Origin of the sequence: Thermotoga sp. 38H-to (genome assembly GCF_011057665.1) — a bacterium.
Classification (GTDB): Bacteria; Thermotogota; Thermotogae; order Thermotogales; family Thermotogaceae; genus Thermotoga.
Genome location: NZ_LNFZ01000003.1, coordinates 365,818 through 378,494 on the forward strand (window position 1 = coordinate 365,818; position 12,677 = coordinate 378,494).

The 12,677-nt window shown below is 45.7% G+C and carries 13 protein-coding genes; 11 read left to right on the forward strand and 2 right to left on the reverse strand.

Annotation, left to right across the window (positions count from 1 at the left end):
* Positions 1–107 precede the first annotated feature (107 nt).
* From ilvA to AS158_RS08235, 4 genes are all read left to right on the forward strand, one after another.
* On the forward strand, positions 108–1,313 hold the full coding sequence (gene ilvA / locus AS158_RS08220) for a threonine ammonia-lyase (protein WP_008193563.1): 1,206 nt from the start codon (positions 108–110) through the stop codon (positions 1,311–1,313).
* 81 nt (positions 1,314–1,394) lie between these two features.
* Entirely contained in the window at positions 1,395–2,603 is a 1,209-nt protein-coding gene (locus AS158_RS08225) for an iron-containing alcohol dehydrogenase (RefSeq protein ID WP_008193562.1), read from the forward strand.
* Positions 2,604–2,684: 81 nt separating this feature from the next.
* Positions 2,685–2,891: a hypothetical protein gene (locus AS158_RS08230; protein WP_004083158.1), complete on the forward strand. Its 207-nt coding sequence runs from the start codon at positions 2,685–2,687 to the stop codon at positions 2,889–2,891.
* A gap of 2 nt (positions 2,892–2,893) precedes the next feature.
* Positions 2,894–3,802 carry a diacylglycerol kinase family protein gene (locus AS158_RS08235; RefSeq protein ID WP_038051478.1) on the forward strand — a complete coding sequence of 303 codons (909 nt, stop codon included), beginning with the start codon at positions 2,894–2,896 and terminating at the stop codon, positions 3,800–3,802.
* A 13-nt stretch (positions 3,803–3,815) separates the two neighbouring features.
* On the opposite strand, the gene mds is transcribed toward AS158_RS08235, so the two are convergent.
* Complete coding sequence (gene mds, locus AS158_RS08240) at positions 3,816–4,886, reverse strand: GDP-mannose:di-myo-inositol-1,3'-phosphate beta-1,2-mannosyltransferase (protein WP_011943183.1); 1,071 nt, start codon at positions 4,884–4,886, stop codon at positions 3,816–3,818.
* A gap of 234 nt (positions 4,887–5,120) precedes the next feature.
* Between mds and tnpA the strand changes: the two genes are divergently transcribed.
* From tnpA to AS158_RS08255, 3 genes are read left to right on the forward strand one after another with little or no spacing between them, the layout of a single operon-like run.
* The gene (tnpA, locus tag AS158_RS08245; protein WP_038051475.1) at positions 5,121–5,510 is read left to right on the forward strand and encodes an IS200/IS605 family transposase; all 390 of its coding nucleotides are present in this window, start codon (positions 5,121–5,123) and stop codon (positions 5,508–5,510) included.
* Entirely contained in the window at positions 5,495–6,703 is a 1,209-nt protein-coding gene (locus tag AS158_RS08250) for an RNA-guided endonuclease TnpB family protein (protein WP_165304835.1), read from the forward strand. Before tnpA ends, AS158_RS08250 begins: the two co-directional genes overlap by 16 nt.
* Before the next feature lie 50 nt (positions 6,704–6,753).
* Positions 6,754–7,104 carry a MazG nucleotide pyrophosphohydrolase domain-containing protein gene (locus tag AS158_RS08255; protein WP_004083161.1) on the forward strand — a complete coding sequence of 117 codons (351 nt, stop codon included), beginning with the start codon at positions 6,754–6,756 and terminating at the stop codon, positions 7,102–7,104.
* Here AS158_RS08255 and AS158_RS08260 read toward each other — a convergent pair.
* Positions 7,101–7,424, reverse strand: a complete 324-nt coding sequence (locus AS158_RS08260; protein WP_165304836.1) for a hypothetical protein — start codon at positions 7,422–7,424, stop codon at positions 7,101–7,103. The genes AS158_RS08255 and AS158_RS08260 overlap by 4 nt on opposite strands.
* A 53-nt stretch (positions 7,425–7,477) precedes the next feature.
* On the opposite strand from AS158_RS08260, the gene AS158_RS08265 reads away from it, so the two are divergent.
* The 4 genes from AS158_RS08265 to AS158_RS08280 are packed head-to-tail and all read left to right on the forward strand — an operon-like array spanning position 7,478 to position 12,669.
* The gene (locus AS158_RS08265; RefSeq protein ID WP_165304837.1) at positions 7,478–8,341 is read left to right on the forward strand and encodes a deoxyribonuclease IV; all 864 of its coding nucleotides are present in this window, start codon (positions 7,478–7,480) and stop codon (positions 8,339–8,341) included.
* 1 nt (position 8,342) lies between these two features.
* On the forward strand, positions 8,343–9,992 hold the full coding sequence (locus AS158_RS08270) for an NFACT family protein (RefSeq protein WP_165304838.1): 1,650 nt from the start codon (positions 8,343–8,345) through the stop codon (positions 9,990–9,992).
* Complete coding sequence (mgt, locus tag AS158_RS08275; protein ID WP_165304839.1) at positions 9,989–11,314, forward strand: 4-alpha-glucanotransferase; 1,326 nt, start codon at positions 9,989–9,991, stop codon at positions 11,312–11,314. The genes AS158_RS08270 and mgt overlap by 4 nt, the downstream gene beginning before the upstream one ends.
* Positions 11,314–12,669, forward strand: coding sequence for an aminopeptidase (locus AS158_RS08280; RefSeq protein ID WP_165304840.1), 1,356 nt, complete (start codon positions 11,314–11,316; stop codon positions 12,667–12,669). Before mgt ends, AS158_RS08280 begins: the two co-directional genes overlap by 1 nt.
* Positions 12,670–12,677 lie beyond the last annotated feature (8 nt).

A 12,677-nucleotide genomic window follows, 5' to 3' on the forward strand; every position in this document is an offset into this window, starting at 1 on the left:
AACGTGAATTTCTCACAAGTAAAATGAGAAACTCCTTCTTTCAAACGAGTTCGGGCCTGGAGTAAGATTAAAACTGTGGTTGCTCAGAAAACCGGGAGGTGTTTCTCGTGATCACACTCGAGGATATAAAAGAAGCCCAAAGAACGCTGAAGAATGTGGTGCACAGGACCGCTCTTGCTTACAGCTCTGTTCTGAGCGAAGTGACAGGTGGAGAGATCTACCTGAAGATGGAAAATCTCCAGAAGACCGGTTCGTTCAAAATAAGGGGAGCGTACAATAAAATAGCCCACCTGAGCGAAGAGGAAAGAAAGAGAGGAGTCGTTGCCGCGTCCGCTGGAAACCACGCGCAGGGAGTGGCACTTGCTGCTCAAATCTTCGGTATTCCCGCTACCATCGTGATGCCGAAGTACGCTCCTCTTTCTAAAATCACCAAAACGAGGAATCTTGGAGCTCAGGTGATTCTTGAGGGGAACATTTTTGACGAGGCCTACGAAGCAGCTCTCAGAATACAGGAGAAAACAGGTGCGGTTTTCGTGCATCCTTTCAACGATCCTCATGTCATCGCTGGGCAGGGAACCATAGGGTTGGAAATAATGGAAGATCTTCCGGATGTGGAAGTGGTGGTAGTGCCCGTTGGTGGAGGTGGTTTGATTTCGGGAGTATCCGTTGCGATCAAATCGATGAATCCTGAGGTTAAAGTAATAGGCGTTCAAACGGAGAACATGCCTTCCATGATCGCTTCACTGAGAAGGGGCAGGGCAGAGCGGGTCGAGGGTAAACCCACGCTTGCCGATGGAATAGCCGTGAAAAAGCCCGGTGACCTGACCTTCGAGCTGGTGAAGAAGTACGTCGATGAGATGGTCACGGTGAACGAAGAAGAAATAGCGGATGCCATCCTTTTCCTTCTTGAGCAAGCAAAGGTGGTTGCTGAAGGTGCAGGAGCAGTGGGGGTGGCCGCTGTTTTGAACAAACTGGATGTGAAGGGAAAGAAGGTAGCTATCGTGATAAGCGGCGGCAACATAGATGTGAACATGATAGACAGAATCATAAACAAAGGGCTCGTGAAGAGCGGAAGGAAAGTGTTCATAGAAACGTTTGTGATGGACAGACCCGGTACCCTGAAAGAGCTTCTCGGGATAGTGGCGGAACTCGGCGCAAACGTCCTTTCCGTTTTTCACAATCGCTCCGCGAAGGAAGTTCCCATTGGTTTTGCCAAAATAGAGCTCGAGCTTGAGACGGTCGATGAAAAACACGTTGAAGAGATAGAGAGGGTGTTGATCGCAAAGGGATACGAGGTGAGAATAGTCGTGTGAGAAAATTTTCACAAATGTAATTGTTATGAAATTCACAATGAAGAAAGTCCGGGTACAATGAAAATCAGGAGGTGATAGATTATGTGGTCCAAAGAGATTAACATCAAAAATGTAATTGAAATAAGAACAAAAACGACTTGTTACTTTGGGGCGGGTGCATTAGCTAAAATCGAGGATATACTGGATTTTCTGAAGGAAAGAGGTATAAAGTCTGTGGTAGTTGTTAGTGACAAAGTTGCGTACAAAGTTACAGGTGCATGGGATAAAGTGAAGCCTGCTTTGGAAAAGAGAGGTATAGAATACGTAGTTTATGATGATGTGACACCAAATCCCACAACCGAACAGATAAACGAGGCTACAAAAAAAGCGCTTGAAATAAACGCTCAAGCCGTGATAGGAATAGGCGGAGGAAGCCCCATCGACACTGCAAAAAGTGTCGCAATATTACTTGAGTATCCTGAAAAAACAGCTGAAGAATTGTATGAACAAAAGTTCATACCCGAAAAAGCAAAACCCATAATTGCCATAAACACAACACATGGTACAGGAACAGAAGTCGATAGATTTGCAGTGGCATCTATTCTGGAAAAAGAATACAAACCACCAATAGCCTATGATTGCATTTATCCAACCTTCTCTATCGATGATCCAGAGCTAACTAAAAGTCTTCCAGAAAAACAAAGTATTTATACCTCTCTTGATGCACTGAATCATATCACAGAAGCAGCTACAACTTCTTTAGGAAATCCATTTTCAATAAATCTTGCAAGAAATACTGTGGAATTGATATCTGAATACTTACCCGAGGTTCTCAAAAAACCTGATAACTTAGAAGCGCGTTACTTCCTGATGTATGCTTCTGCAATAGCAGGTATCTCTTTCGATAATGGTATGCTACATCTCACGCATGCTCTTGAACATCCGCTGAGTGCTATCAAACCCGATCTTCCTCATGGTTTGGGACTTGCTATGCTGCTTCCAGCTGTTTTTAAATACACATATAAAGCGAAACCACAAATACTTGCTTACGTATATCAGCCTATAATTCCTGATTTAAAAGGAAGACCGAATGAAGCGGAAGAAGCTGCTTCAAAACTTGAACAGTGGATTTTTAACTTGGGTGTCAAAGAGAAACTGGCGGATGTTGGATTTTCTGAAAAAGACATCCCTAAACTTGTAAGGCTTGCTTTTGAAACTCCTGCATTAGATCTTCTGCTGAATTTGGCACCAATGAAAGTAGATGAGAATCTGGTGGAAGCAATCTATAAAGAATCCTTGAAGCCTTATTGAGTAAAGGAATCAGAAACACTAAAGAAGGGCAGGGATTTCCTGCCCTTTTTTTGGTAGAATATCCCCTGCGGAGGTGAGACTTTGAGATTTGTATCGGATTTTCTGTTCTTTGCCGGTTTTGGACTTTTGTTCATCGCGATAGTGTTTTTCGATCTTGGAACACGTGCTATAAAGAAGAAGCAGAATCAAAAGAAAAAGTTCTACGATAAAAAAGGATGGCAGTTTCTCTCTGTGAGTCTTGGAGCCTTTGCTGTATCTATTCTGCTTGCTCTGATCGGAAGGGGATGAACATGGTATTCCTGATCTACAATCCCGCTGCGGGTGGAGGAAGAGCTGGAAAAATCTGGGACAGGGTCGAAGATCTTCTGAAGAAACACGGGATAGATCACAAGGTTGCCTTCACAAAAAGGCCAGGTCGCGCGATGGAAATTTCAAAGAAGGCTTTCAAAGAGGGATACAGAAGAATAGCAGCGTTCGGTGGAGATGGAACGGTAAACGAGGTGGTAAACGGGATCTTCTTGAACGGATACGATTTAAGAGAAGTTGTCTTCGGGTGGATACCGTTCGGAAGCGGCAAAGACTGGGCGAGAACGATCGGCGTTTCTCTTGAGATCGAAGAAGCGATCAAAACATTGAAAGATGGAAAAGAATTCGTTCAGGATCTGGGAGTAGGTGAATACGAAAAAGCGAGCGGAGAGATAGAAAAGCGCGCGTTCGTGAATGTTGCAGGCCTTTTCTTCGACGGATTTGTGACCTACAGGACCAACCTTCTCAAGAGGAAGAACCGCGTTTCTTACTTCTCGAGGATTTTCTCCTCTATCATCGAATACGATCCCCCTACTGCCAGGATCCAGATCGATGAAAAGGTGTGGGAGAAGAGGGTTTTTTCCATGAACGTTGGGATCTGTAAATACAATGGAGGAGGCATGAACCAACTTCCCCACGCTGTGCCAGACGACGGCCTTCTTGCTGTGACAGTGATAAACGACATAGGAAAGTTGAGAATCCTGGCTAACCTGCACAGGGTGTTCAACGGAAAGCTGTTGGAACATCCCGGGGTGGAGGGTTATCAGGCGAAAAAGGTGGTGGTGGAGTTTCAAAGAGATGAACCGGTGGAATTCGATGGTGAATCTTTCTGGGCCAAGAAGATTTTCTTTTCAATAATCCCCGGGGTTATAAGGGTGCTGGTGAAAAAATGAGGAGGCTACCCCCTCATTTGGTGATGGTCTTTGCAAGATCCAGGAATTCCTGAGCGATCTTGTCACCGCCGTACTTTTCCACAAAAACCCTCACTTCTTTCTTGATATCCTCGACCTGCTCTCTGTCCAGCATCAAAAGCTCGAGCTTGTGAACCAGATCGTGAATATTTCTGTACTTCACGATGGGGCCGAATCCGTACGCGTCGGTCTCTATGGTTTCAACGAATCTACTGTCTCTTATGACGATGGGGGTTTCACTCGCTATGATCTGATACAGGGTAGAAGACACAACAACGTTCGGAGTGTTTCCTTTTGGTAGAAGGTGTACGTTCGATCCCTTCAGATAACTGTAGAGTTTTTCGACGGTTGGTCTTTTCTGCCACTGAGTGATCCACTCAGCCTCGTAATCCACCCTTCCATCTGACCTGATGATCCAGTAGTGAACGTTGTCGAATCTCTTTCTGAGTTTTTTCAGGGCGTTGAGGAAGTCACAGTATTCTTCGACGGGTTGTCTTCCAAACGAAAAGAACAGGAACTTGTCTTCACTGACGGGTCTTTCTGGTTCCACATCGTAGGGTTTCATAACCGGGTAGCTGATCACTTCGACCTTTTCCCGGGGGATCTCGTAAAACTCCAGAATCTCATCGTAAAACCTTCTATCGAAAACCACGATTTTATCGCAGGGCAGTTTCACCACTTCTCTTGCTTTGAAGATGTTTGCTTCATGGAAAACGGAAATAACCGGAATCTTCAGCTTTTCTATGAGCCTGGTGAGTGGTTTTACCGGAACTCTCCAGAAGGTTTCTATTATGAGCAGGTCCAGGTTTTCCTTTAAAATCTCTTCTTCTTTCACCCAGCCCTCCTCTGTTACGTTGTCCACTTCCGTGTAGATCTCTCTCTTCACGAACTCCGGATCCTGGGCTTCCGTTCTTTTGTAGTATTTAACTTCCTTGCTGGCACTCTCTTCTGTTGGTGCAAAGACCACAACTTCGTGTCCCATTCTGATGAACTCTCTTGCAAGTATCTCTGCGTGCATCCCCACACCGCACGTGGCACCCCATCTGCTGAGGAATCCGATTTTCATACTCTCACCTCCTTTTTGTGATGCAAATTTTAAGAACTTCCTATAATATATTATAGAATTCATCGAATTTAGGAGCGTGATGAAATTGAAAGAAATTTTGAGCATGGAAACAAAAGAGCTGATTCTAAAAGCAAATAGAATGACAGAACCCCAACCACTTACTATCCCCCTTCAGGGGGATAGGTTTGTTGTGGTGTTAATTATCTTATGATATAATTGAATGTGGTGATAGGTATGCATATCAAGAAGACAAGGTGGAGTCATTATAATCTGAACTATCATTTTGTGTGGATACCTAAATACCGCAGAAAAATCCTGGTCGGCTCCATAGCTGAAGAACTTGAACGAATACTCCGCAACACAGCAAAACAACACGGAATAGAAATACTGGCCCTCTCTATTCAGCCTGATCATGTTCATTTGTTTGTATCGGCGCCTCCGAGATTTTCACCGGCTGAGATAGCAAACCTATTCAAGGGTGTTTCAGCGAGGAAACTGCTGGAGAAATTTCCAGAGCTTAGAACCAAAGAGGGCCTTTGGGCTCGAAGTTACTACGTTGGAACAGCTGGTAATGCCTCTGAAGAAACTATCAGGAGGTACATCGAGGAATGTCAAGACGTGTGATACGAACCTACAAACTCGCCGTACCAGGACACCTGAGTCAAACATGCGAAGAACTCAACCGCACAGCAGCAAGAATCTACAACAAAACGATGTCTCTCGTGCAAAAGATACACCAAAAGAAAGGCTTCTGGCTGTCCTGGCCTGCCGCAGACAAATACATCCTCCGCTGGGCAGAAAACATCAAAATCCACGTCCATTCAAAGCAGACATTTGTTCAGCTCTACTTTCAAGCCCTCAAAGGGTACTTCAAAGCAGCCAAAAAGAATCAAGATGCAAAACCTCCCCACAAGAAAAAACGCTATCTGCCGTTCATATGGAAAGAAAGCGCTGTAAAACTTCTGCCAGACGGTACCCTAAGACTGTCTTTGGGCAAAGAACGAGAATCATTTGTTGTACAAACACCTCTCAAACCTCCCCTTCGCATCAAACAGGCAAGACTTGTCTTTGAAGATGGATACTATCTCCACCTTGCGATAGAGGTGGAGATTGAAGAGAAGAATGCTGGCTCTGGTGTTATGGCGGTCGACCTTGGAGTGCTCCGTCCCATCACGTGCTTTGATGGAAAAGAAGTCATCAGCTACCACGGAGGAGTCCTCAGCAGTGTTCTTCGCTATCGAAACAAACGCCTTGCAAGTTTTCAGTCTGCCATAGCAGAGTGCAAGAAGGGATCAAGAAGGTACAACAAGCTTGTTCGTGCAAAGAAAAGAGTCCTGAGACGGCTCAGAAACCAGATCAACGACATCATGCACAAGATCACAAGTAACTTCATCGGACTGTGCCTCAGAAAACAAATCAGAACCATCGTGATAGGAGACGTCACAGGGATCAGAGAAAGAGCGGACTACAGCGACAACGCGAACCAGAAGATCCACCAGTGGCAGTTCAGAAAACTCATCGAGATGATAAGGTACAAAGCAGAGCAGTTCGGAATCGAAGTGGAACTCATTTCAGAAGCGAACACGAGCAAGACGTGCCCTGTCTGTGGTGCAAAGAACAAGCCGAATGGAAGAAGATACCACTGCAAAGCCTGTGGTTTTGAGTATCACAGGGACGGAGTTGGAGCAATCAACATCTGGAAAAGGTATCCTGGCACAGGCCAGGTAGTAGCGGGCTTGGCCCCCGTCAGAGGTGTGAGGTTTCATCCACACCTCTGTGGCCATGGAGCATCTTTGGCTCCATGGAAGGTGGCCTGAGAGCCACCAAAAGTCCCATCCCCTTCAGGGGATTGGGAGGAGGTCAAGGGATGGTAGAAAGACTTCTTGAAATCATCGAAAGAAGTTTGAGGAAGTGCCCCTGGTTAGAGAAACAGAGCATTGAAACTCTGCTTGAAGCACTCGCTTCTGAAATAGAAGAAGTCGCTGAAGCTGTGAAGAAAAACGACCTCGCAAATCTCGAGGAAGAGATAGGAGATCTCATCTACGACGCTCTTCTCGTGGCAGCAGTGGCACAGAGAGATTACGGAATAGACCTTGAAAGTGCTATTCAGAAGGTGGTGGAAAAGATCTCACACAGGAAACCCTGGCTGTTCTGGGAAGAAAAGATCTCCTTAGAAGAAGCGGAAAAAATATGGAAAGAGCGCAAAAAGAAAATTTAATCTTTCTTCTCCAAAGGAACCTCTCCAAAAAGCTTTGCAGGTATGAAATAAAGAGGTGATTTGAGTTTCCTGTTGAATTTCTCTACCTCAAAGTTGTAGTCTTCCCTGGCTTTTTCGAGGAGCTTCAGTATTTTTTCGTATTTTTCTTTGACAAAGTCATTTCCTGAGACGACTTCTCTTCTGAAGAGCTTCTCTCTTTCTTCTAACTCCAAAATCTCTCTTTCTATGTACGAGATGATCTTTCTGTGACGAACAAGAAACGCCCAGGTGTAAAATGAATATAGAGTGAAACTGAGAACAACAAGCGCAGTGATCCACACGATGTCACCCCCATGCACCGTTTCATTATATCACCGGGAAAGGGGTAAGAAGCATGATAAAAATAGGAGCTCACATGCCCATCTCGAAAGGATTTGACAGGGTACCACAAGACACAGTAAACATAGGGGGGAACTCCTTCCAGATATTTCCTCACAACGCTCGCTCCTGGAGTGCAAAACTCCCTTCTGACGAGGCCGCCACGAAATTCAAAAGGGAGATGAAAAAACACGGTATCGACTGGGAAAACGCGTTTTGTCACAGTGGATACCTCATAAATCTCGCCAGTCCAAAGGATGACATTTGGCAGAAATCTGTTGAACTTTTGAAAAAAGAAGTGGAAATTTGCAGAAAGCTGGGTATAAGGTATCTGAACATTCACCCCGGAAGCCACCTCGGAACTGGAGAGGAAGAGGGAATAGACAGAATAGTAAGAGGTCTGAACGAAGTGCTGAACAACACCGAAGGTGTGGTGATTCTTCTTGAAAACGTTTCACAAAAAGGAGGAAATATCGGATACAAATTGGAACAGCTGAAAAAAATCAGAGATCTCGTCGATCAAAAAGACCGTGTGGCCATCACCTACGATACGTGTCACGGGTTCGACTCTGGATACGACATCACAAAAAAGGAAGGGGTCGAAGCCTTGCTAAACGAAATAGAAACCCTGTTTGGTCTGGAAAGACTCAAGATGATACACCTGAACGATTCCAAATACCCCCTCGGTGCGGCAAAAGACAGACACGAAAGAATAGGAAGCGGATTCATAGGTGAAGAAGGTTTTGCCGTATTTTTCTCCTTCAAAGAGATCCAGGAAGTTCCATGGATCCTGGAAACCCCTGGTGGAAACGAAGAGCATGCGGAGGATATAAAGAAAGTGTTTGAGATCATAGAAAAATTCGGCATAGAGGTCGATTGATATGCCCTTCGATGGGTTGCTTTTGCACAAAGCAGTCAGAGAGTTAAAGGAACTCGAAGGAGAACACTTGAGGCAGATTTATCAACCAACGACGGTTGATTATTATTTTCTTTTCAGAAGTGCGACCGTTCGAGTGTGTTTGAGACCCGACGTTTCCCATGTAGCGATTGCCGAAAAAGAAGAGGCATCGGAGAAGATGCCCTCTTCGTTCACGATGCTTCTGAGAAAGGAACTGAAAGGTGCGAAACTTCTAAAGGTAGAACAAATTGGGATGGACAGAACACTGCGGTTTTCCTTCGAGAAATTCGATGAGATAGAGGGAATCGTTCAAAAAGATCTCTACATCGAAATAATGGGAATCCACTCGAACATGATACTGGTCAGAGATGGGAGGATCATCGACGCACACAGACGCATTGTAACGAAAAAGAGAGAAATCCTCCCCGGCAGGGAGTTCGTGATTTTTCCCTCCGGAAAGGTTTCCATTTTTGAATTGAGAGAGCTTCCACCAGAGAGTGAAAAAACGATCCGAAACGTTCTCCTTTCACTTCTCGAAGGCTTCTCTCCCGTCTCCGTGGAAGAGCTGATCCACAGAACCGGCTACGAACTGGATACTCCGTGGAAGGCTGTGGATCAAAGGAAGATACTCGAAGTTCTTGAGGAGATAAAAAAGGAGCTAGAACTCCCGGGGGTGTTTGTCTACTACGAAGCTTCACACCCTGTGGAAGTTTCCGCCTTCAGGTTCACCATGCTGAGCCTCAAAGAAAGGTACTTTGAAAAACCCTCCGAGGGTATCAACGAATTTGTGAGATGGAAAGAAGAAAAATCCACCTTTGAAAACACCAAAAATCGTTTTATCAAAGTGGTTGTGAGCAGAATTGAAGATCTGGAGGATCTTGAAGAAAAACTCTCGAGGGAACTTTCCGAAGCGGAGAAAGCCGAAAGATACAAAAAACTCGGCGATCTCATCGTTCAGAACCTCTGGAGTATAAAGGGAAAATCCGGAGAGGTCGAACTCACGGATTGGGAGACAAACGAAAAGATCGTTGTGGATGTGGGAAAAGATCCTGCCCAGACGGCCCAGAAGTTCTACAATACCTACAAAAAACTGCAGAGAAAGAAAGAACAGGTAGAAAAACGGCTCGAAGAGATACAGCGGGAAAAAGAGTATCTCTATCAGCTGTGGGAGACGATCGAAGACGCGGAAGATCTGGAAACACTCGAAGAGATAGAAGAAGAAATGAGAGAATTTGGACTCCTGAAAGAGAGGAAAACGAAAAAACAAAAAGCAAAGAAAACCCGTTTCAGAGAGGTGTACTACGGCGGATTCAAAATTCTCATAGGAAGAAACAACAAACAGAACGATGAACTCGTGAGAACTTCCTCGAAGGAGGACCTGTGGTTCCACGCTCACGAGATGCCGGGAGCCCACGTTGTGGTGAAGACAGAAGGAAAGGAGGTGCCTCAGGAAGTCGTGGAGTACGCGGCGAGTCTCGCGGCCGGTTACTCGAAGGGAAAAAACTCCGGGAAAGTGCCGGTCGATTACACATTCATAAAATATGTAAGAAAACCTAAGGGGTTCAAACCCGGTATGGTGATATACACGAACTACAAAACCATTCTTGTTGAGCCAAGGAGGATAGAGGAATGATAGGCTATCAGATCTACGTGAGATCTTTCAGGGATGGAAACCTCGACGGTGTGGGAGATTTCAGGGGATTGAAAAACGCTGTTTCCTACCTGAAAGAACTGGGGATTGACTTTGTCTGGCTCATGCCTGTTTTTTCCTCCATATCTTTTCACGGGTACGACGTGGTGGATTTTTATTCTTTCAAAGCTGAGTACGGTAGCGTGAGAGAGTTCAAAGAGATGCTCGAAGCGTTCCACGACAGCGGAATAAAAGTCGTTCTTGACCTTCCCATCCATCACACAGGCTTTCTCCACACGTGGTTCCAGAAGGCGCTGAAAGGAGATCCACACTACAGAGATTACTACGTATGGGCAAACAAAGAGACGGATCTGGACGAGAGAAGAGAGTGGGATGGAGAAAAGATCTGGCATCCCCTGGAAGATGGGAGGTTCTACAGAGGGCTCTTTGGACCTTTCTCACCCGACTTGAACTACGACAACCCGCAGGTATTCGATGAAATGAAAAGACTGGTTCTCCACCTTCTCGATATGGGAGTGGATGGTTTCAGGTTCGATGCAGCAAAGCACATGAGAGATACGATCGAACAGAATGTTCGCTTCTGGAAGTACTTTCTTTCCGATTTGAAGGGCATCTTCCTCGCAGAGATATGGGCAGAGGCCAGAATGGTGGATGAACACGGCAGAATATTTGGCTACATGCTCAACTTTGACACATCCCACTGTATAAAGGAAGCTGTATGGAAAGAGAACACAAGAGTTCTGATAGAGTCGATCGAAAGGGCCGTTGTCGGCAAAGACTACCTCCCGGTGAATTTTACTTCGAATCACGACATGTCGAGGCTTGCAAGCTTTGAAGGAGGCTTCAGCAAAGAAAAGATCAAACTTTCGATTTCCATTCTTTTCACTCTCCCGGGAGTTCCTCTCGTGTTCTATGGGGACGAGCTTGGAATGAAAGGAATTTACCAGAAACCGAACACAGAAGTCGTTCTGGATCCGTTTCCGTGGAATGAGAGTATGTGCGTTGAGGGACAGACCTTCTGGAAGTGGCCCGCGTACAACGGGCCTTTCTCTGGTGTCTCTGTGGAATACCAGAAGAAAGATCCCGATTCGATTCTTTCGCACACGCTGGGATGGACGAGATTCAGAAAGGAAAACCAGTGGATCGATCGGGCAAAGCTCGAATTTTTGTGCAAAGAGGACAAGTTCCTTGTGTACAGACTCTACGATGATCAGCATTCTTTGAAGGTGTTTCACAATCTTTCAGGGGAAGAGGTTGTCTTTGAGGGAGTTAAAATGAAGCCTTACAAAACGGAGGTGGTTTGATGAAAATGGAAAGGAAAAACGTCTGGCACCACAGGAAGAAGGAGGAGATAGAAGCCTTTTCGAAAGAGTACATAGAATTCATGAGCAAAGCAAAAACCGAAAGGATGACGGTGAAAGAAATCAAGAGAATCCTCGACGAATCGGGATTCGTTCCTCTTGAAGACTTCGCGGGGGATCCCATGAACATGACAGTTTACGCTGTGAACCGGGGAAAAGCCATCGCCGCCTTTCGTGTGGTGGATGACCTGAAAAGAGGCCTGAACCTTGTGGTTGCGCACATAGATTCTCCGAGGCTGGATTTCAAACCCAATCCGTTGATAGAAGACGAACAAATAGCCCTGTTCAAAACACACTACTACGGAGGAATAAAGAAGTATCACTGGCTGAGCATTCCTCTTGAAATACACGGTGTTCTCTTCAAAAACGATGGAACGGAGATAGAGATTCACATAGGGGATAAACCGGAGGATCCCGTCTTCACGATTCCAGATCTTCTTCCGCATCTCGACAAGGAAGACGCGAAGATCTCTGAGAAGTTCAAAGGAGAAAACCTCATGCTCATAGCCGGAACGATCCCCCTCAGTGGAGAAGAAAAAGAAGCGGTGAAGACGAACGTTCTCAAGATTTTGAACGAGATGTACGGTATCACCGAAGAGGACTTTGTGAGCGGTGAGATAGAAGTGGTTCCTGCTTTCTCACCGAGAGAGGTAGGAATAGACAGAAGTCTCATAGGAGCGTATGGACAGGACGACAGGATATGTGCCTACACAGCTCTTCGAGCGCTTCTGTCTGCAAATTCCGAAAAATCGATAGGTGTGATCTTCTTCGACAAGGAAGAAATAGGAAGCGACGGAAACACGGGAGCAAAAGCCAGATTCTACTTGAAAGCCCTCAGACAAATTCTGAAAATGCAGGGTGCGAAAGATTCGGAGTTCGTGCTCGATGAAGTTCTTGAGAATACCTCCGTCATCTCCGGAGATGTGTGCGCTGCCGTGAATCCTCCTTACAAAGATGTCCACGATCTTCACAACGCTCCGAAACTGGGATACGGAGTTGCTCTTGTGAAGTACACGGGTGCAAGGGGAAAATACTCCACGAACGACGCGCACGCTGAATTCGTAGCTCGTGTGAGAAAAGTGCTGAACGAACAGGGAGTCATCTGGCAGGTGGCCACCCTCGGGAAGGTGGACCAGGGCGGAGGAGGAACAATTGCCAAGTTCTTTGCTGAGAGAGGATCCGATGTGATCGATATGGGACCCGCTCTTCTGGGGATGCACTCTCCTTTTGAAATCTCCTCGAAGGCGGACCTCTTCGAAACCTACGTTGCTTACAGGAGTCTCATGGAAAAACTGTGAGGTGGTAC